The organism is Tuberibacillus calidus DSM 17572, assembly GCF_000430685.1.
In the GTDB taxonomy this organism is placed as follows: Bacteria; Bacillota; Bacilli; order Bacillales; family Sporolactobacillaceae; genus Tuberibacillus; species Tuberibacillus calidus.
Map to the genome: position 1 here is coordinate 23,828 of NZ_AUMM01000023.1, position 20,083 is coordinate 43,910.

The following is a 20,083-nucleotide window of genomic DNA, read 5'->3' on the forward strand; positions in this document are numbered from 1 at the left end:
GCCAATTTTTCAGGCTAGCATAATGGTAACGAAAAGGTTTGCTCGACATTAAAGCCAGCCTCAAATGCTTTATGAAGAATTATTTACAATCTTTTCTCTGCCGTGCGAAAGATGTCACGTCTTATTATAATATAAGTTAAGGTAGGTGAGACGATGCTCGAACATGCAGAAATTTTAAAACGCGTGCCGCTTTTTTCCGAACTTACCCATGAAGAACTCACTAAGCTTTCGCAAATTACGTCTGAAAAAACGATCGGCAAAAAGCAATTTATCTTCATGGAAGGGGAAAAAAGGGAAGCCGTTTATTTCATAAGATCTGGTGTGGTCAAAGTTTTCAGAGTCGATGAGAACGGCAATGAGCAAGTCATTAATCTATTGCAGACAGGTGAGATGTTTCCTCATATCGGGTTTTTCGACGAAGGGCCATATCCGTCAACGGCTCAGGCGATGGAAGAAACCCACTTGCTTGTCATACGGGTTGATGATTTTAATGAACTGCTGATGATGTATCCGCGCATTGCGATCAAAGTAATGAAAATTATGGGGCAAAAAATCAAGCAGTTGGCCAACCGTATTCAAGAGTTTATATCCCAAGATGTTCAACATCGTTTGATTCATACATTGTTGCGCCTTTCCGACCAACATTTGGCGGAAGATGGAAGTGCCACCATTGAAATGCCTCTGACCAATCAGGATGTGGCGAATATGGTCGGAACGACTCGGGAAACGATCAACCGCATCTTTAATCAATTAAAAAAAGAAGGATTGATTGAAACGAGTCGAAAACGAATTTACATTCCCAATGTCGACGCTTTAAAGGAACATATCGAATCATAGCCTAAATGTGGCATATTTTTGAAAACCTGTTCATTATGACAAATGTCACGCCGTCCTTTCCTCTCCAGCCGCTACAATCAAGGCATCACGGAGGGGAAAGGATTTTTTATATGAAGAGAAAGCGTTACCCGATTTTAGAGAAGCTTAAATATTTTACACCCCGAGAAAAAATGTCGGACGGCTGGAGTGAGGTTTCACCGAAAAGCCGCGATTGGGAAGATCTTTACCGAAAACGTTGGCAGCATGATAAAGTGGTCCGCTCCACACACGGGGTGAACTGCACGGGGTCGTGCAGTTGGAACATTTTCGTTAAGGACGGCATTGTCACTTGGGAAAACCAGCAAATTGATTATCCGTCGACAGGACCAGACATGCCGGATTTTGAACCGCGGGGTTGTCCGCGCGGTGCTAGTTTTTCATGGTATATCTACAGCCCGCTGCGCGTGAAATACCCCTATATTCGCGGCGCATTGTTGGATTTATGGCGGGAGGCGCTTGCCAAAAATGATCATCCGGTAGCGGCATGGCGTTCGATCGTTGAAAATCCCGAACTCGCCAAGCGATATAAATCGGCACGCGGCAAAGGCGGTTTTGTGCGGGCAAATTGGCAAGAGGTTTTAAACATCGCCTCAGCAGCCATGATTTACACCATTCAAAAATACGGTCCCGACCGCATCATCGGCTTTTCGCCGATTCCGGCGATGTCCATGATCAGCTATGCATCAGGTGCCCGCTTTTTAACGCTGGTTGGGGCGCCACTACTTAGCTTTTACGATTGGTATGCCGATCTCCCGCCGGCATCTCCTCAAATTTGGGGCGACCAAACCGATGTCCCTGAATCGAGCGATTGGTTTAACACAGGGTATATGTTGGTGTGGGGTTCCAACCTCCCAATGACGCGTACGCCGGATGCCCACTTTATGGCTGAGGCGAGATATAAAGGAGCGAAAGTCGTTTCGATTAGCCCAGATTATGCCGAATATGTTAAATTTGCCGATCAGTGGTTATCGGTTAAACCTGGTACGGACGGGGCTCTCGCCATGGCGATGGGACACGTGATTTTAAAAGAATTTTATGTGAAACGGCAAATCCCCTATTTCATAAACTACGCGAAAACATTTACGGATTTTCCTTTTCTTATCAAACTCACAGAGAAAAATGGCGCTTGGGCGGCTGACCGCTTTTTGAGAGCCTCCGACCTTGGAAAAGAGGTTAAAAATAGCGCGTGGAAGCCCGTAGTCTTTAATGCACAAGCGAGCGATTTTGCCATCCCGCAAGGCACATTAGGTTCGCGTTGGGAAAAGAAAGGCAATTGGAACTTGGACATGGTCGATGAAGGAAACGGCGGTGTGATTGATCCAGTCCTAAGTTTTTATGAAACCGGAGATGAGACCTTAACGGTTCAATTCCCTTACTTCGATAATGAAAAAGCGATCCTTTCACGTAAAGTTCCGGTAAAAAAAGTCGTTGTCGGAGATGAAACCATTTATGTCGCAACCGTTTTTGACCTGATGCTCGCTCATTACGGCATCAACCGGGATCACGACATTTCGTATGACGAACCAAAGCCGTATACACCGGCTTGGCAGGAGAAAATTACTGGTGTGAAAAAAGAGCTCGTCATCAAAATCGCCAGGGAATTTGCCGAAAACGCCGTCGAAACCAATGGCCGCTCCATGATCATTATGGGGGCGGGTATTAACCACTGGTACCATTCAGATGTCATTTATCGGGCCATCCTCAACCTTGTTTTAATGGTCGGGGCTCAAGGTGTCAACGGCGGGGGCTGGGCCCATTATGTCGGACAAGAAAAATTGCGCCCTGTCGAAGGTTGGCAGACGATTGCCTTTGCCAAAGACTGGATGGCGCCACCGAGACAACAAAACGGCACATCCTTTTTCTACTTTGCTACGGACCAGTGGCGTTACGAAAGGACGCCGGTCAGTGAATTAACGTCTCCGTTATATGGCAAAGCCCGCTATGACCATTATGCGGATTATAATGTCCTAGCCGCGCGCATGGGGTGGCTTCCGTCTTATCCGCAGTTTGACAGAAATTCCATTGATCTATATAAAGAGGCGGCTCAAAATGGGGCGAAAACACCAGAAGAAGTGGCGCAATTTGTTGCTAAAGCATTGAAGGCGCGGACGCTGAAATTTGCTATAGAGGACCCGGACAATCCGGTGAACTTCCCAAGGGTTCTCTTTACGTGGCGCGCCAACTTGATCTCTAGCTCGGGCAAAGGCCATGAATATTTTCTGAAACACTTGCTCGGTGCCGATAACGGGTTGCTGAATGATGATGCTGATACGTTGCGTCCGCAAGAAATTCAATGGCGCGAAAATGCTCCAGAAGGAAAACTCGACCTCCTGATCAATGTCGATTTCCGGATGTCCGGCACGTCCCTTTATTCGGATATTGTCTTACCAGCAGCGACTTGGTATGAAAAAACGGACTTAAGTTCAACGGATATGCACCCGTTCGTCCATCCTTTTAACCCAGCTATTGCCACGCCTTGGGAAGCCAAGTCTGACTGGGATGCTTTTAAAGAACTGGCGAAAGTGTTTTCCAACATGGCCAAAGAATGTTTTGCAGGACCGGTCAAGGAAATTGTGACGACGCCGCTTGCCCATGATACTGCCGATGAAATGGCGCAACCTTTTGGGATCGTCCATGACTGGATGAAGGAAGATGTCATGCCGGAGCCGAACCGGACGATGCCGAAAATTCATATCGTCGAACGGGATTACGGGGCGATTTATGAAAAAATGATCGCGCTGGGACCGAATGCCCGGAACCTTCCGCTTGGCGTGAAAGGGATCAGTTGGTTTGCTAGCGATCAATATGATTTGTTGAAAAAGGTCAATGGCATCCATACAAAAGGCATCATCAAAGGGCTTCCGGATCTATCGACGGATCGGAAGGTAGCGGAGGCCATCTTGACATTATCATCGACCACTAACGGCAAGTTGGCCGTCAGAGCTTGGGAAGATTTCGAAAAACAATCCGGGAAAAAACTTAAAGAGTTAGCGCTGGAGCGCGCTGAAGAACGTTTTACACTTGATGAGATCACAAGACAACCGAAAACGGTCATTACATCACCGGCGTTTTCTGGTTCGGAAAAAGGCGGCAGACGTTATTCGCCGTTTACGACGAATGTCGAACATCACCTGCCATGGCATACGCTCACAGGCCGACAACACTTTTACATCGACCACGAAATGATGCTGGAGTTCGGCGAAGGGTTTGCCATCTACAAACCGACCTTTTCACATGCACCGTTTCGCAGCAAGCGTCCCGATGTGAACGGAAAAGAAGTGACATTGAATTATCTGACGCCGCATAATAAGTGGTCGGTTCACAGTATGTATTTTGATTCGCTCCCTATGTTGAGATTATTCCGCGGCGGACCGACCGTATGGATGAGTAAAGAAGACGCTCGGGAGGCGGGAATTGAAGATAATGATTGGATTGAATGTTTTAACGAAAACGGCGTGGTTGTGGCACGCGCCGTCGTTTCCCACCGCATACCGAGCGGGATTGCCTATATGTACCACGCTCAGGATCGAACGATTAACGTTCCAGGAACGAAATTAACGGAAACGAGAGGCGGCACCCATAACAGCCCAACGCGCATTCACATGAAGCCGACCCATATGATCGGCGGCTACGCACAACTCAGTTATGGCTTTAATTATTACGGGCCGACCGGTAACCAAAGGGATTTGAACGTGGTCATCCGCAAACTTGAGGAGGTTGATTGGCTTGAAGATTAAAGCGCAAGTGGCAATGGTGATGAATTTGGATAAATGCATCGGCTGCCACACGTGTACGGTAACCTGTAAAAACACCTGGACGAATCGCCCTGGAACGGAGTATATGTACTTCAATAATGTAGAAACAAAGCCGGGGATCGGGTACCCGAAACGCTGGGAAAATCAAAATGAGTATCAAGGCGGTTGGGAATTAAAAAACGGGAAATTGACATTGCGATCTGGTGGCCGGTTTACGAGAATGCGCCAATTATTTTTCAATCCGAATCAACCAACCGTGGATGACTATTTTGAACCATGGACCTATGATTACGAAAAACTAACAAACAGTCCCGAGCAAAAACACCAGCCGGTAGCCCGGCCCTATTCGACGATCACCGGTGAGCCGATGGAGATCAAATGGGGGCCGAACTGGGAAGATGATCTCGCCGGCGCGCATGTGACCGGCTTGGAAGACCCGAACTTAAGAGGCATCGAAGAATCGATCAAAATGGATTTTGAACAAACTTTTATGATGTATTTACCAAGAATTTGCGAACATTGCTTAAACCCGGCCTGCGTCTCGGCTTGTCCGTCGGGGGCGATGTATAAGCGGGATGAAGACGGGATTGTGCTCGTTGACCAAGAATCCTGTCGGGGATGGCGGATGTGCGTGTCCAGTTGCCCGTATAAAAAAGTCTATTTTAACTGGCAAACGAATAAGGCGGAAAAATGCACGCTATGCTTCCCGCGGATCGAAGCCGGCCTTCCGACCATTTGCTCGGAAACCTGTGTTGGCCGCATTCGCTACCTTGGCATTATTCTTTATGATGCTGACCGCGTCCTAGAAGCGGCTTCGGTTGAAAACGAGAAAGATTTATATGAATCACAATTAAGCGTCTTCCTCGACCCGAACGATCCAATGGTCATTGAGCAAGCATTGCGTGACGGCATTCCGGAAGATTGGATCGAAGCCGCTCAGCGCTCGCCAATTTATAAAATGGCTGTGGAATGGAAGATTGCGTTGCCGCTTCATCCGGAATACCGCACGCTTCCAATGGTTTGGTATGTCCCGCCGCTCAGCCCGATCATGAATCTTTTTGAAGGAAAAGGTTCACAAGCCGACCCGGATGATGTTTTTCCGGCTATTGATCAAATGCGGATTCCGATCGAATATTTGGCTAATCTTTTATCGGCGGGCGATACCGACGTCATTCGCACGGTGTTAAAGAAAATGGCGGCGATGCGCCGCCATATGCGGTTGGTAACGCGCGGAAAGGAACCGGATACGAAACTTCTCGCAGAACTTGGCCTTGATGCCGAAACCGTGGAAGCGATGTATCGGTTGCTTGCCATCGCCAAATACAACGACCGCTTTGTGATACCGAAAGCACACCGGGAGGATGTTTCGGATTTAATGTTGGAACAAGGCGCTTGTGGTTTGGATTTTGAAGGAGGACCCGGTTCTTGCGGAGTCTTTCGTCAGGGGGTTTAATCCATGGTTAAAGATCCGGCGATTTATAAAATCTGTTCCTATCTCTTGCAATATCCAGATGAAAAAATGAAACAATCACTGGAAACTATAAAAGAGATTATTAAAGAAATCGGCGGCGAAACGGGAGAACATCTGCTTCTCCCAGTCGTTGAATATTTACAAAAAACAGATACGGATGACTTAATCACCCGCTATGTTCAGATCTTTGATTTCGGTAAAAAGACCAATCTATATGTCACTTACGCCATCCATGGGGAGCAGCGGGAGAGGGGAGCGGCCCTACTTGAAATTAAACAGATCTACCAAAAAGCCGGTTGGCAAATGCCAGATGACGAACTTCCCGATTATTTGCCGCTGATGTTGGAGTTTGCCGCTCTTTCCGACGATGGCATACGTTTACTGGAACGTTATGCTGAACATATCCGGGCCATTGCCGAAGAACTGGCTAAGGCGGACAGTCTCTATCAAAATGTTCTTAGGTTTATTATACTAACTGTAGAGGCAGGCCGGGAAGAATCCATTGCGATGGGAGGAAGAAGCCATGCTTAATCAATTTTTCTGGGTGATCCTTCCTTATCTCGTTATGGTCATTTTCATCGGCGGACATCTCTATCGTTTTCATTATAATCAATTGGGTTGGACGGCAAAATCGAGTGAGTTTTTGGAGAAAAACGGTTTAAAATGGGGCAGCCGGATGTTTCACTGGGGCATCATCATGGTTTTCTTTGGCCATGTGGCAGGCCTCTTAGTTCCCGTTCAGGTTTACCGGTCGCTAGGCATTAGTGATCATCTCTATCATATGGCGGCTGTCTGGGGAGGGGGTGCCGCTGGTATTCTGACTTGTGCGGGCATCTTGACACTGCTCCTGCGCCGCGTTAGCTCAACCCGGGTGCGGAAAACATCCCGAATCAGTGATTTTCTAGCGGTTTTCTTCCTAGCTGCGGTCATTATTTTCGGTTTGATGGCCACGTTTACGAATGCGGCAAGTGCCACGGAATTTGATTATCGGGAAACGATCAACCCGTGGGTGCGCGGAATACTCAGTTTTCACCCCAACGCAGATTATATGAAGGACGTCCCGCTCCCATTTAAAATTCATATTTTGGCGACAATGGCCTTGGGGGCTATATGGCCGTTTACACGGCTCGTGCATGTGTTCAGCCTGCCGTTAAGTTATCTGAACCGCAGTTACGTCTTGTACAGAAAGCGCACGAACCGCCGCGTTCAGTACGGCAGCAAAAAATTTTGAATCATTGGAAGGGGTTTAAGCCATGGATCAATTCCCGTTCTTGGCTGTAACCGCAATAATATTGGGGGGGTTTATAAGGTTCATCTTTTTAAAAAAAGTGACGGTTTCCACGCCCTCGATGGCGGCGGTGATGGCAGCTGGAATTTTCCTGTTTGCCTCTTTGCCGAAAATACCATGGCTCAGCCCGTTTTCAAAAGAACTGTCCGCCGTTTTATTTGCGACATGGTTTTGGATTGGGGCTTCCATTCTTTATACTGTTTTTAAAGGTGACATCTATAAAAAACATTTTGAGCATCCCATCAAAATGTTTGCGGTTGGTACTTGGGTAGCTGGAACAAGCGTCCTGACCAATGTTTTACTCAAATACTTTACAGATTTGGGCTTCCTACCAGCAATGTTGGCTGCCTTTAATACGGGTTTATGGATCGTGTATCTCATCTTCTGTTTGAAAAATTACGTGACCATACTTTCAGGACCACTAAAAGATAAAATCCATGGTGTCGTTCTGCTTGCTACGGTTAGCACGCAATCTTTGGTGCTCCTTTGGAATAATATATATCCAACAATTATGACACCACTGGTGGATCGCACGATAATAGCTTTGGGCATACTCTTTTATCTGATTGGCTTTATTCTGATCGCAAGGCGTTTCTTTTTTAACAAAGGCTGGTCACTTGAAGATGATTGGACGAATACGAATTGCATCATTCACGGTGCCATTTCGATCACCGGTCTCGCTCAAGCGGCAACTCATGCCTTCCCGGCCGCTTTTACATGGGTCTTGTGGACGTGGGTGTTCGTTTGGTTTATAGTGGTGGAATTACTGGAAGTATACCGGGCGAAAAAGCGCATCGCAAAGTACGGTGTAAAATCTGGCCTTTTCCACTATGACGTCACCCAGTGGTCCAGAAACTTTACCTTTGGCATGTTTTATGCTTTTACGATCCAGTTCGAAGGTTTTGGAGTTCCTATTCTCGGGAAGCTTCATGCCCTAGTGGCTCATTATGGTTATTGGCTGGTCTTCTTGTTTATCTTTATAGAGACCGTACTCTTCCTTGTTACACAAGTGGATCCGTTATGGTATTCTAAGAACAAACGACATCGGGAAGGAGGTATGCTTTATTAAAAGACATAAAGCGTTACACCCGCTGAGCCACCACCATCACCATGCGCTCGTTGCGGCATTGAAGCTCAAACGCGTCGGAACGGAACAAAGCGATTTAAGCCCGGAAGATGTGGTCCGTGAACTGAAAAGATTTTGGGAGAACGGCGGAAATGAGCATTTCCAGGAAGAGGAAGAAATTTTGCTCCCGGCGTATGCTCAGTATGAGGAGATCGATAAGCCGGAAATCGCTGAAAATCTATTGGAGCATGTCAAAATCCGTTCTTTAATTGACCAAGTGCTTCGGACGACGCCGCCATCCATTGATGAGTTGCATAAACTAGGGGACATGCTTGAAGCCCATGTACGCAAAGAAGAGCGCGTCATTTTTCCGATGATAGAAAAAGCCCTTCCGGAAGAGAGATTATATGAATTGGCGACGCATTTTCATGTGAATGCCTCCCGATGAAAGAATCGGGAAGGGGTTTATTCAAAAAAGGAGCTGTATCGAAAGCCCCAAATAGGGACTTTTGAGACAGCCCTTTTTTAATGGTAAGAAGGTAATGAATGGGTTGAACTCAAAACTGAGTCGGCCTATTTTTTTACCTCTTCAAAATGTGATGTGCTTCACAAAACGGAAATAACTTAGCGGTTATTCTTAAGGTAAACGGATATATAATTAAAAGCTAGTTTGCTTAAAGGATGTGTGAGGCATGACTACGGTTCCACGACTAACTTTAAATGTAGAAAACAACGCGTGTCATTTTTCACAGGCTTCACTGGATATATTGAAAAGGGAAATGATTAACAAAGAATTTTTCCAAGGGTCGAAAATCTTTCTCCAAGGTGACAAACCTCTTGGCTTTTATTACGTAAAAGAGGGCACTGTCAAGCTGTCAAAAACCAGTGATGATGGGACGGATTTAGTGCTTTATTACTTCTTTCCCGGTGATTTTTTTGGGGAATTGGAACCGCAAAAGAACGGAAAAAGCATCTTTACGGCTGAAGCTGAAACGCGTGTCCGTCTCGGAGTGATCCCGCAGGAGGAACTGGAATTTCTGTTATTTCAACATGGCAATTTAGCTGTTGAATATGCGAAATGGCTTGGTGAAATGCAGCATGCCACGCAATTAAAATTGCGCGATTTGCTTTTTCACGGCAAAAACGGGGCGCTTGCTTCCACAATTATCAGGATGTCCAATACTTATGGCATAAATGACGGCGGCCAATATCTCATCACACGAAAGTTTACACATTCGGAACTAGCTAGTCTAATCGGTGCAACGCGGGAAACGGTGAACCGGATGCTTTCCAAATTCAAAAAGGATGGCTTAATTGACTATGATCATGGACGCATAAAAATTGTCAATTTAGAAGAGCTTAAAAAAGTCTGTCACTGTGAGGGCTGTCCAAATACGATTTGCCGATTATAGAAGAAAAAGTGTGAAATCGAAATTGGGATTTCACACTTTTTTGTTTCGTATTTGATCGGAATATGATTTGGTCGTCTCATTGGGTCAACTTCATATTAAGCGGTTTTTTCTTGGGCGATTCTCGGAAATAAAATGTTATTTTCTAAATGAATGTGTTGAAACATGTCGGATTCCAGTTCCTCAAGCTGCTGATAGGTTAAAGAATATGTTCGGCAAGCATCCGAGGGAATGAAATAATCGCGTGTGATGTTACGCAATTCTTTCAGAATGTCACCCGAAGCATCATGTTCGCTTTCAAGGGTTTCGATGTCTTTTAATAGCTCATCTAAGGATTTAGTTGTGCGGTCTTTTTCATAGGCTTCAATTTTAGGGAAAATATTGACCTCTTCTTCAATTAAATGATGTTCTAATTCACCTTTTAACTTGTTAAATAAACGGTGAACGCGTTCTAGCTCCGGATGGTTTTTTCCATGAACCCGATAGATTTTCGCTACCAAAGCGCTAAGCTCGGGTAAGACGCGATGCAAATAGGCATGATGGGTTTGAACCACATAGTCCATTAATTCTTTATAGCTTGCCTTAGTCCAATCGATTTCTTGAACCGTATTGTCGTTCTTTTCTTTGTAAAGCGCATTTAATTGGTTCATAAAATGATCAGCATCAATTTGCTTTTCTTCTAATACTTCACCGATGGGGCGGTCACCGCCGCAGCAAAAGTCAATTTTGTGTTCTTTAAATAGCTGGCTGGCCATGGGAAATTCAACGACGATGTCACCGGTTTTGGAATTTTTGGTAAACATTCATCATACACCTTCTTTCCTTTAGTCACATCATTTTATAGGTGATTTAGAGCCAGGTTTGCGTTGATCTAAATCAACAACTTTTTCATACGTCTTTATAGATCAGTTGTTTGTTTTTCCTCGTATAGAGACTTCTTGGATCCTGTAGGACTTAACATGGTTTCTCCTCTTTAAAATTTGGAATAGGAAACAAAACAGATGCTGCTTTCCTCTTAAAGTCTTATCGGCCACCCCAAAGCGCTTCCTTGGCAGCCTGTGACATCATTTCTGGGGTCCATTGCGGCTCCCAGACCAATTCCACGATGTGGTTGGTATGACCGGTTGCTTCTTTTAGCTCATACATAATGGCGGTTTCAATCGTATTGTGGAGCGGACAACCAGGTGTCGTCAGTGTCATGGTCACTTTCACACTTTGGTCCTCGAAAACATCAATGCCGTAGACTAAGCCGAGATCAACAATATTGATGCCGAGTTCAGGGTCAATCACATTTTTTAAGATTTCAAGAACTTTTTCATTATCGATCATCGGGCACACCCCTTTCGAATGTCATGAAAATGGGATATTTCATCGTACTCTTCAAAGAGTCAGAGGGCGGTGGAGGTTCCACCTTTTTTTTATTTTCGTAACACATTGGCCATTTCCATCGTATAGGCAATGCTCGCCATCACAAACAGTACTTGAAAGATTTGAGCTAGAAGCGAAAGCCCTATGACAAGCGAAAGAGCGATGAGGACGATGGAACTGATTAAAATGAGAAACCACCACTTTCCACGCCGTTCATTCATCATGTCTTTTAATAGCGGCACGCCTTTTTGACCAGCTCTTTCCCCGTATTTGTACGTCCACCACAAAAAGGGAATGATTTTGAACAAATAGCCGAAAATGACAAGGGAAATCCAACCGATAATAATGAGATACACGAGTGCCGGAACGGGAACGGCATGGTTCATCACAAAGCCCATCGCGCCTAAAGCAGCGAGCATAACCAAGCTAAACGGCAGCGCAAAGAGAGAAACGCGTATCCCAAGGTCATATTTTTTCTTTAACCGGTTGTCCAATACCTTTTTCATCTGCACACCGTAGCACAGAAATCCCAATAAGATCACCGCGGCGCCAGTGCAACTAAGCATCTGCTGTTTAAGCAAAAACCCCAAAGTCATAACCCAAATGCCCGCATGAATAAGATGGATGGATAAGGGGCCGTACCGGCTTTCGTATTTATGGGACAACGTGAACATCGGGGCGAGTTTAAAAGACAATCCGATGATCAGTAAGGTAAACCAGCCGATGGTGCCGAATAAAATATGCACGTGAAAGATCACTTCATGCCAACTTCCGAGATAAGGCCGAAAGAAATCGAGAGCAAGGGTCAATCCGAGTAGCACTGTTAAAAAGAGGAATAAAAGCGCAAGGAATACACCGCTTTTAATCGGTCCTTTTTCAGCATCGCGAATGGTGCTCATCATATGAAATACAAACACGATGACGCCTGTGACCGTGAGAATCCCGAAAATGGCGATCATACTTGTGTTAAAAACAATTAACCCGAAAGAAAGCCCTAAGACACCCATTGCATAGAGGAGATATTGCGGATAGGTCAAGCGGCGATGCTTAAGTTTGACTTGAAGCGCCACCGGAACTAGTTGATACATCGCCCCCATGGCCACCATCGTGGCAAATCCGAGCAGCGTCAAATGGGCAGCGGATAATAACATCGGAACACCTGGTAGCCCTTTGGCAAGATGTCCTATATTTACGGCTAAAATCACTTGGGCGAACACAAATAGGATTAGCCCTGTAAAAATAAAAATCATAGGCAGCTTGACATCTTCAATGTCAGCTGAGGTCGGGGCCGTGATCACGGGTATCCCCTCCTTTCCGTTCCTATGGTTTGCGGATCGTAATTAAAAAACCGCCATCCGGATGGGCTTCCGTTTCATAACTGTATCCTAATTCATCCAATTCAGGATAAAGGAACATCGGACGACGATCATTGTGTATGATCAACGTCTCACCTGAATTCATTAACTCAAGTTGTTCCAAAGTGCGGATCATCGGTTGAGGTGGCTTCAATCCGCGGTTATCAAGACGAATGACCTTGGTCATGATTCATTTTCCTTCCAGAAGCGGATCACCCAATGACCTTTTTCGACTTGTTCGGGCTCATTGACATAGCCTTTTCGTTCCATCACGCGCAACAACGGAATGGGATTAAATGTCGCATGGAGGACAAAAACATCCGACGGACCAAGCGACTTGACAGCTCCCATAATTTCTTCGAACGGCTCGCCGCCTGCCTCAAGCGTTGGACGAACGTCCAATTCTACCACTTTGCGTTCTGCCATCTATATCACCTCATCGTTTTACTTTTTTTCACATTTAACATAGCACTTTGTTACTTAGAAAATTGTGAGATGACTCACAATCCAAAGGGAGGTAAACCGGTTAAGATAGCTCTATAATTTGTGTTATTTCGACAGAAGGTATTAAATTATTGATAATTATACAAATTATTCAACGATTTTCTAATATGGTTTTAGAGTCTATTGTTTGACAGTCTTGTCTAAAATAGTCATGAAAGGATGATGGTCATGTCAGGTCCGGCTTTATTAAAGAAACATAGCCATGCAGCGATTCACGAGGTGGCTATTAACGAGGCGGTAGAATTGCTTGACCTTCTTGCGGCTTGTTTGGAGCGCAAAGAGCCGGAAAAAGCTTGGAAAGTGGCGCTTGTCCTTGTGGAACACTGGGAGACAAGAACGTTGCGCCACGTAGAAGCCGAGGAGGAGGGCTTATATAAAAAATTGGTGGAAGACCATCCAGAATTAAAGGATGAGGTTACAGCGTTAATTCGGGATCATCAACTGATGCGAAAAACCGTCGCTAAGATTAAAAACATGCTCCGTGAACAACATGTATCAAAAGAAATGTTCAGAGCCTTTGCTGCGCTGGTCGAAATCGACCTATTACATAATGAAGCAGAAGAGGCGCTTTTAATGGAGTAAAAAGGAGAGGTGACGATGAACGCACATGAATCAGGCGTTCCGCTGTTTATCGCCGAGCCGAAATTGGATCACATCTTAAAAATGATGATGGAAGAAAAACATATTCATACCTATGAGATGGAAGCCTATGGGACGAAACGCGAGGACGGAATTGAAGTGGCCATCCTATACGGTTTGACCGACAAGCAAATGGTCACTGCCTATTTCACACAGGAGGCTGTCGAAACTGAGGATCCTGCCATTTCCAAGTTTTTTTCGGAAACCGTGGAAAAGTGCAAAGAAAGCCTCATCGCCGATTATTATAAAATGATTAGACTCTGAGGGGGAAAAGTCGTGGATATGCAAAATGAGGCCATGCTCGTGGCCGATCGGGAAGATTTGATTGCGGTTTTGAGAATGCGTTTTGGAGATGTCCTCCTGAAATGATCCAGGAAATCTATCAAATTGATCGATTGGATGAATTGCAGCGGTTGATTCTTGCTGCCGCGAATGTCCCGTCTTGGGAAGTATTTCTCAAAGAATTCGCCAATCGGGAAGGCGCTTTTCGCATCGCGGGGGACTTGTACAATCCGCTGGAGCGAGTCAAACGTTCGGATCAAAACCAATAAAGCGAGGTGTCGGCATTGGCCTATAATCAAAACAAATTATAGCAACATTTAAAGTTTTTGAAACGAGGTCATAAAATCAATGACGGCTGGACGGAAGAAAGCCCACGCGGTCGTGATTGGGAAAAAATGTATCGGCATCGTTGGCAACATGATAAAATCGTGCGATCAACACATGGGGTCAACTGTACGGGATCCTGCAGCTGGAAGATCTATGTCAAGGACGGCATTATTACCTGGGAAACCCAACAAACCGATTATCCGTCGACGGGAGCCGACACACCGGAATATGAACCGCGTGGTTGCCCGCGTGGCGCCAGTTATTCGTGGTATACATACAGTCCGGTAAGGGTGAAACACCCCTACATCCGCGGGGACTTATACGAAATGTGGACGTCCGAGCTTGAAAAAACAAAAGATCCCGTTCGGGCTTGGGAAAATATCGTGACCGATCCGGAGAAAAGAAAACGGTATGTCTCGTCGCGCGGAAAAGGCGGCTTTATCCGCCTCAGTTGGCAAGATGCCTGCATGATTATTGCTGCTTCCTGCATTTATACGATCAAAACATACGGCCCGGATCGCATCGTTGGTTTTAGTCCCATACCGGCCATGTCCATGGTCAGTTATGCGGGGGGCACCCGATTTTTATCGTTGATCGGCGGAACGATTTTAAGCTTTTATGATTGGTATGCCGATCTTCCGCCGGCTTCTCCTCAGGTCTGGGGTGAACAGACCGATGTTCCGGAAAGTGCGGATTGGTATAACTCGAAATATATGATCATTTGGGGAACGAATTTGCCGCAAACGAGAACGCCGGATGCGCATTTTATGGTTGAAGCCCGTTATAATGGAACAAAAGTTGTCGGTGTCAGTCCGGATTATGCCGAATACGATAAATTCGCTGATATTTGGCTGCCGGTTCGCCCGGGGACCGATGCCGCTTTGGCAATGGCCATGACCCATGTCGTACTGACGGAATTTTATGTCAATCAAGAGACGCCTTATTTTACGGATTATGTTAAGAAATATACGGATTTACCGTTTCTCGTCATCCTTGATGAAACCCAAGATGGCCTCCAATCCGGCCGTTTCCTTCGCGCTTCGGATTTAAATGATGACCATACCCTTGGGGAATGGAAGACGGTTTTTTGGGATGCCAAAACCGATCGGCCGGTCGTCCCCAACGGCAGCCTCGGCTTTCGCTACGACGACAGCGGCAAATGGAATTTGGAATTAAAAGATCAACAGGGGAAAGCGGTCGATCCACTTTTAAGTTTCTTGAAAAATGCCGATGAAGTCTCCCTCGTTCGTTTTCCGTATTTTGCGGAAAAGCGGGGTGACGTGGTCGTGCGCGGCGTTCCGGTTAAATGGATCCGCGATAAACAAGGCCACACACTAAAAGTCACCACCGTCTTCGATCTCATGATGGCCCATGTGGGGGTGGGGCGTGGACTTCCTGGGGATTACCCAACAAGTTACGATGATCCTAAGCCGTATACGCCAGCGTGGCAGGAGTCCATCACCGGTGTGAAGAAAGCCCATGTCATTCGTGTGGCGAAAGAATTCGCCGAAAATGCTGCGCGCACAAAAGGGAAATCCATGATTGCGATGGGCGGTGGAACGAACCATTGGTACCACAGCGATCAGATTTACCGCACCATTTTAAACCTCGTGCTGTTGGGAAGGCGTCAATGGTGGTGGATGGGCGCACTATGTCGGGCAGGAAAAGGTGCGGCCGCTTGAAGGGTGGCAACAGGTGGCGTTTGCTGGCGATTGGCTGAAACCACCCCGTCACATGAACGGTACCTCTTTCTTTTATTTCGCAACGGACCAATACCGCTACGAAGCCAAGGTGAATGAGGAGCAATTAAAATGGGGTGGACGTTTCAGTCAAATGCACCCAGCCGATTTTAATGCGATGGCTGCACGTCTCGGTTGGTTACCATCATACCCGCAATTTACGCAAAATTCATTGAAATTGGTTAAAGAAGCACGGGAAAAGGGCTTGAAGGAAGCGGATGAAGTGGCCCAATATATGGCTCAACTTATTAAAGAAGAAAAGGTGGATTGGGCGATCGAACATCCGGATGATCCGCGTAATTTTCCGAAAGTCTTCTTTAACTGGCGATCCAATTTGTTGGGGGATACTGGTAAAGGACATGAATACTTTGCAAAACATTTGATGGGCGGCGAAGATACGGTTCTGGCTGAATCCGGGAGTTCCTGGCAACCGGAGACGATTGACATCGCGGAAAAACCGCCTGAGGGTAAAGTCGACCTTTTCGTCAGCTTGGATTTCCGCATGACAAGTACGGGTCTGTTTTCCGACATCGTATTACCAGCTGCCACTTGGTATGAAAAATACGATATCAGCTCAACGGACATGCATCCGTTCATCCATCCCTTTAACGCGGCGATTACACCGCCATGGGAAGCCAAAAGCGACTGGGATGCGTTTCGCGAAATCAGCCGGGTCTTTTCGGAACTCGCCAAAGATCATTTGCCAGCTTGCGAAGATTTGGTCATGTCGCCGTTGTCCCATGATACGGTTGACGAAATCGCCCAACCGTTCGGGAAGGTGTTTGACTGGCGCAAGGATGGTGTCGAGCCAATCCCCGGCAAAACGATGCCGAAATTTCAAATCGTGAAACGCGATTACCCGAACGTGTTTCATCAGTTTACAACGATCGGCCCGGATATACAGAAAGGCTATGGATCAAAAGGCGTGGTCATACCGGGAGAAGACGTCTATAAAGAGTTGCTGAATCGGCTTGGCGTATGCGGCCGAGAAGGTCTTGGCAAAGGGCGGCCGGACTTATATTCCGCCAAACATGCCATAGAAGCCATCCTTGATATGAGCGGTGCCACGAACGGAAAAAGAGCCGTGGCCGGTTGGAAGTCGTTGGAGAAAAAAACCGGGCAAAAATTGGCTGAGATCGCTCAAGGCCATGAAGAAGATGCCTACACCCTCCTCGATATTACTGCTCAACCGCGCCAAGCAATTTCCACACCGGTTTGGAGCGGTATGGAAAAAGACGGAAGGCGCTATTCGCCGTTTACCGTCAATACGGAGTATATGATACCTTGGCGGACATTGACCGGACGGCAAAGCTTCTATTTGGATCATGAAGTGATGTTGGATTTCGGGGAAGGATTGCCGCTTTATTTGCCGCCGCTGAATCACGGTCCGTTTCTATTAGGGGAAGACAAAGTGGAAAACAGCGGCAAGTGGCTGACCGTCCGCTATTTAACCCCGCACCAGAAGTGGGGGATTCACACCATGTTTACCGAAACGACAAATATGACCACGTTGTTTAGGGGATGGCAGACCGTTTGGATCAACGAGGAAGACGCCGCGTCGATTGGGATTAAAGATAATGATTGGATTGAAGTCTATAACCGCAACGGTGCGGTGGCAGCTAGAGCCGTGGTGACATACCGGATTCCGCGAGGCGTTGTGTATATGTACCACGCGCAAGATCGAACCATGGGTGTTCCGGCCAATGCCATTAACAAAAATCGCGGCGGCACGCATAACAGCGTCACGCGCATTACACCGAAGCAAACGCATATGATCGGTGGCTATTCTCAGTTGAGTTACGGTTTCAATTACTACGGGCCGACGGGAAACCAACGCGATACCATCGCCATTATCCGGCGGTTGAAAGAGGTGGATTGGCTTGAGGATTAAAACGCAAGTCTGTATGGTCATGCATTTGGACAAATGCATCGGCTGTCACACGTGCTCGGTAACCTGTAAAAACACTTGGACGAATCGTCCGGGGGTGGAGTACGTTTGGTTCAATAATGTCGAGACGCGTCCGGGACCCGGCTATCCGAAACAATGGGAAAACACGGACCGCTTTAAAGGCGGCTGGGTTTTAAAAAACGGGAAATTACGGCTCCGAGCCGGTGGCCCTGTTAGTAAATTGGCCAATATCTTTTACAATCCCAATATGGCGACCATCCAAGAAGACTTTTATGAGCCATGGACCTATGACTTCGAACATCTATTTACGGCGCCAAAGAAAGACCGGGTTCCTGTGGCCCGACCGAAATCGTTGATGACGGGAAAATATATTGATAAGCCGACCTGGAGTTCCAATTGGGACGATGATTTGGCGGGCGGAAATGAAATCGCGCCAACCGACCCTAATGTTCAAAAACTGCAAGAACATATCAAGATGGAATACGAAAAGACGTTCATGATGTATTTGCCACGCATTTGCGAACACTGTTTAAATCCGTCATGTGTCGCTTCATGTCCGTCCGGAGCGTTGTATAAGAGAGATGAAGATGGCATTGTGCTCGTTGATCAGGAAGCTTGCCGCGGTTGGCGATTTTGCATGAACGGCTGCCCGTATCACAAGGTTTATTATAACTGGAACACGCATAAGGCGGAAAAATGCCATTTCTGTTACCCAAGAACGGAGGCCGGTCTTCCGACAATCTGCTCGGAAACATGCGTCGGTCGGATTCGCTACATCGGTGTCGTTTTATATGACGCGGATAAAGTCAAGGCGGCTGCCTCTGTTGAGGACCCGAAAAAATTATATGAAGCTCAACTTTCCGTCTTTCTTGATCCGTTTGATCCCGAAGTAATCAAGGAAGCGCGAAAAGCTGGGATCAATGACCAGTGGATTGAAGGAGCGCAAAATTCTCCCATCTATAAAATGGCGATGAAATGGAAGATCGCCTTGCCGCTACATCCGGAATACCGGACGCTTCCAATGGTTTGGTATGTGCCGCCGCTTAACCCGATCATGAATCATATTGAAAACGAGGAGGAATTGGCAACGGATGGCTATATTCCGGCTGTTGACCAAATGCGTATACCTATGGAATATTTGGCCTCTTTACTGACCGCAGGTGACACCGGCATCATCCGCCACGTGCTTTTAAAACTGACGGCGATGCGCGTGCACATGAGAGCCAAAACCGTCGGTGGCGTTGATGACTATAAACACAGTCAATTGTTAAAAGAAGCCGATACCAGTGTGGAAGAATTGGAAGAAATGGCCCGGCTTTTAGCGGTAGCAAAATATAATGAGCGGTTTGTCATTCCGACCGGCCGCAGGGAAATGAAGGACGATTTGTTTTATCAACAAGGGGCCTGTAGTATTGAAGATTTGGCACCACCCGAAGGAATGATCCGTTAGAAAGGAAGGTGGACTGAGTGTCGGTTTTTTCGGTGCCTGTCGACATGTTATTGCTGATTGCTTCACGCCTCATCCATTATCCAGGCGATGATTTTGATCGGGATCTTGAGTGGATGATGAACGAGCTAGAAAACGAAACGCAAGGGGAGACGAAGGAAGCTTGGACCTCGATCGTGCAACTTTTCCAAAGCATGCCGTTGGAGGAGTTAAAGAAGATCTATGTGGAAACGTTTGACTGGAAAGAAAAAACGGGGTTGTATCTGACCGCACAAGAACTTGGGGATAGCCGGAAAAGGGGTGCGGCACTCATAAAACTGCAAAAATTGATTAACGAAGCTGGCTTTGACCGATTAGACGGAGAATTGGCCGACTACATCCCAATGTTATATGAATTTTTAGCGGTGGCTCAGGAAAATCCTGCAGTCGAACGGCTCAAACGTCGTCTAGCTGCGGCAACTTTTCGGATCAGTGAAAATATCGAAGAGAAGAACCCGTACGCCCTTGTGTTCAAGCGCCTCATGACGGACGTCTTTTTGGCCCCGTCTGTAGAAGAATTGGAAAACCTAAAAAAGGAAAGGGAAACAGCCGATTTGGAAGAACTCCCTTATCCACTGATGTATGATGCATAAAATTTAGTAAGGAGGG

18 protein-coding genes and 1 pseudogene are annotated in these 20,083 nt (G+C 46.5%); 14 read left to right on the forward strand and 5 right to left on the reverse strand.

The annotated features are described in order from the left end of the window. Window positions 1-153 precede the first annotated feature (153 nt). The 8 genes from H532_RS0107320 (at window position 154) to H532_RS0107355 (ending at window position 9,868) form a co-directional block, all read left to right on the forward strand. A complete protein-coding gene (locus H532_RS0107320) occupies window positions 154-837 on the forward strand; it encodes a Crp/Fnr family transcriptional regulator (protein WP_027724948.1) in 684 nt (227 codons plus the stop codon). Window positions 838-947: 110 nt separating this feature from the next. Then, a complete protein-coding gene (locus tag H532_RS0107325) occupies window positions 948-4,613 on the forward strand; it encodes a nitrate reductase subunit alpha (protein ID WP_027724949.1) in 3,666 nt (1,221 codons plus the stop codon). Next, the gene (gene narH, locus H532_RS0107330; protein ID WP_027724950.1) at window positions 4,603-6,084 is read left to right on the forward strand and encodes a nitrate reductase subunit beta; all 1,482 of its coding nucleotides are present in this window, start codon (window positions 4,603-4,605) and stop codon (window positions 6,082-6,084) included. Before H532_RS0107325 ends, narH (H532_RS0107330) begins: the two co-directional genes overlap by 11 nt. Before the next feature lie 3 nt (window positions 6,085-6,087). Beyond that, window positions 6,088-6,633, forward strand: a complete 546-nt coding sequence (gene narJ / locus H532_RS0107335) for a nitrate reductase molybdenum cofactor assembly chaperone (RefSeq protein WP_027724951.1) — start codon at window positions 6,088-6,090, stop codon at window positions 6,631-6,633. Further along, on the forward strand, window positions 6,626-7,333 hold the full coding sequence (gene narI, locus H532_RS0107340) for a respiratory nitrate reductase subunit gamma (RefSeq protein WP_027724952.1): 708 nt from the start codon (window positions 6,626-6,628) through the stop codon (window positions 7,331-7,333). Before narJ (H532_RS0107335) ends, narI begins: the two co-directional genes overlap by 8 nt. A 22-nt stretch (window positions 7,334-7,355) precedes the next feature. After that, window positions 7,356-8,459 (forward strand): SLAC1 family transporter, encoded by a 1,104-nt coding sequence (locus H532_RS20275; protein WP_155995002.1) that lies wholly within the window; start codon window positions 7,356-7,358, stop codon window positions 8,457-8,459. A gap of 22 nt (window positions 8,460-8,481) precedes the next feature. Further along, window positions 8,482-8,904: a hemerythrin domain-containing protein gene (locus H532_RS0107350; protein WP_281169033.1), complete on the forward strand. Its 423-nt coding sequence runs from the start codon at window positions 8,482-8,484 to the stop codon at window positions 8,902-8,904. A gap of 244 nt (window positions 8,905-9,148) precedes the next feature. Further along, window positions 9,149-9,868 carry a Crp/Fnr family transcriptional regulator gene (locus tag H532_RS0107355; protein WP_027724955.1) on the forward strand — a complete coding sequence of 240 codons (720 nt, stop codon included), beginning with the start codon at window positions 9,149-9,151 and terminating at the stop codon, window positions 9,866-9,868. Between the two features lie 95 nt (window positions 9,869-9,963). On the opposite strand, the gene ric is transcribed toward H532_RS0107355, so the two are convergent. The 5 genes from ric to H532_RS0107380 form a co-directional block, all read right to left on the reverse strand. Beyond that, window positions 9,964-10,668, reverse strand: coding sequence for an iron-sulfur cluster repair di-iron protein (ric, locus tag H532_RS0107360; protein WP_027724956.1), 705 nt, complete (start codon window positions 10,666-10,668; stop codon window positions 9,964-9,966). Between the two features lie 220 nt (window positions 10,669-10,888). Further along, the gene (locus tag H532_RS0107365) at window positions 10,889-11,194 is read right to left on the reverse strand and encodes a metal-sulfur cluster assembly factor (protein WP_027724957.1); all 306 of its coding nucleotides are present in this window, start codon (window positions 11,192-11,194) and stop codon (window positions 10,889-10,891) included. Window positions 11,195-11,283: 89 nt separating this feature from the next. Then, complete coding sequence (locus H532_RS18190) at window positions 11,284-12,531, reverse strand: hypothetical protein (RefSeq protein ID WP_051263204.1); 1,248 nt, start codon at window positions 12,529-12,531, stop codon at window positions 11,284-11,286. A 22-nt stretch (window positions 12,532-12,553) separates the two neighbouring features. Then, window positions 12,554-12,775, reverse strand: coding sequence for a DUF2249 domain-containing protein (locus H532_RS0107375; RefSeq protein ID WP_425426244.1), 222 nt, complete (start codon window positions 12,773-12,775; stop codon window positions 12,554-12,556). Then, window positions 12,772-13,014, reverse strand: coding sequence for a DUF2249 domain-containing protein (locus H532_RS0107380; RefSeq protein WP_081412373.1), 243 nt, complete (start codon window positions 13,012-13,014; stop codon window positions 12,772-12,774). Before H532_RS0107380 ends, H532_RS0107375 begins: the two co-directional genes overlap by 4 nt. A 246-nt stretch (window positions 13,015-13,260) precedes the next feature. Here H532_RS0107380 and H532_RS0107385 point away from each other — a divergent pair, with 246 nt between their 5' ends. The 6 genes and pseudogenes from H532_RS0107385 to narJ (H532_RS0107410) all read left to right on the forward strand — a co-directional run bounded on the left by H532_RS0107385 (window position 13,261) and on the right by narJ (H532_RS0107410) (window position 20,067). Then, window positions 13,261-13,674, forward strand: a complete 414-nt coding sequence (locus H532_RS0107385; protein WP_027724960.1) for a hemerythrin domain-containing protein — start codon at window positions 13,261-13,263, stop codon at window positions 13,672-13,674. A gap of 15 nt (window positions 13,675-13,689) precedes the next feature. Further along, window positions 13,690-13,995, forward strand: a complete 306-nt coding sequence (locus tag H532_RS18195) for a hypothetical protein (RefSeq protein WP_051263205.1) — start codon at window positions 13,690-13,692, stop codon at window positions 13,993-13,995. 101 nt (window positions 13,996-14,096) lie between these two features. Continuing rightward, window positions 14,097-14,282, forward strand: coding sequence for a hypothetical protein (locus H532_RS18200; protein WP_245566429.1), 186 nt, complete (start codon window positions 14,097-14,099; stop codon window positions 14,280-14,282). Between the two features lie 57 nt (window positions 14,283-14,339). After that, window positions 14,340-17,970 (forward strand): annotated as a pseudogene (locus H532_RS18205) (nitrate reductase subunit alpha). Further along, window positions 17,960-19,438 (forward strand): nitrate reductase subunit beta, encoded by a 1,479-nt coding sequence (narH, locus tag H532_RS0107405; protein ID WP_027724961.1) that lies wholly within the window; start codon window positions 17,960-17,962, stop codon window positions 19,436-19,438. Before H532_RS18205 ends, narH (H532_RS0107405) begins: the two are co-directional and overlap by 11 nt. Window positions 19,439-19,455: 17 nt before the next feature. Then, complete coding sequence (gene narJ / locus H532_RS0107410) at window positions 19,456-20,067, forward strand: nitrate reductase molybdenum cofactor assembly chaperone (RefSeq protein WP_027724962.1); 612 nt, start codon at window positions 19,456-19,458, stop codon at window positions 20,065-20,067. Window positions 20,068-20,083: the final 16 nt, after the last annotated feature.

Bases quoted from the DNA above. Each gene is read 5' to 3' on its own strand.
- H532_RS0107320 (WP_027724948.1), top strand. From the start codon at position 154: ATGCTCGAACATGCAGAAATTTTAAAACGCGTGCCGCTTTTTTCCGAA.
- H532_RS0107325 (WP_027724949.1), top strand. From the start codon at position 948: ATGAAGAGAAAGCGTTACCCGATTTTAGAGAAGCTTAAATATTTTACA.
- narJ (WP_027724951.1), top strand. From the start codon at position 6,088: ATGGTTAAAGATCCGGCGATTTATAAAATCTGTTCCTATCTCTTGCAA.
- narI (WP_027724952.1), top strand. From the start codon at position 6,626: ATGCTTAATCAATTTTTCTGGGTGATCCTTCCTTATCTCGTTATGGTC.
- H532_RS20275 (WP_155995002.1), top strand. From the start codon at position 7,356: ATGGATCAATTCCCGTTCTTGGCTGTAACCGCAATAATATTGGGGGGG.
- H532_RS0107355 (WP_027724955.1), top strand. From the start codon at position 9,149: ATGACTACGGTTCCACGACTAACTTTAAATGTAGAAAACAACGCGTGT.
- ric (WP_027724956.1), bottom strand. From the start codon at position 10,668: ATGTTTACCAAAAATTCCAAAACCGGTGACATCGTCGTTGAATTTCCC.
- H532_RS0107365 (WP_027724957.1), bottom strand. From the start codon at position 11,194: ATGATCGATAATGAAAAAGTTCTTGAAATCTTAAAAAATGTGATTGAC.
- H532_RS0107375 (WP_425426244.1), bottom strand. From the start codon at position 12,775: ATGACCAAGGTCATTCGTCTTGATAACCGCGGATTGAAGCCACCTCAA.
- H532_RS0107380 (WP_081412373.1), bottom strand. From the start codon at position 13,014: ATGGCAGAACGCAAAGTGGTAGAATTGGACGTTCGTCCAACGCTTGAG.
- H532_RS0107385 (WP_027724960.1), top strand. From the start codon at position 13,261: ATGTCAGGTCCGGCTTTATTAAAGAAACATAGCCATGCAGCGATTCAC.
- H532_RS18195 (WP_051263205.1), top strand. From the start codon at position 13,690: ATGAACGCACATGAATCAGGCGTTCCGCTGTTTATCGCCGAGCCGAAA.
- H532_RS18200 (WP_245566429.1), top strand. From the start codon at position 14,097: ATGATCCAGGAAATCTATCAAATTGATCGATTGGATGAATTGCAGCGG.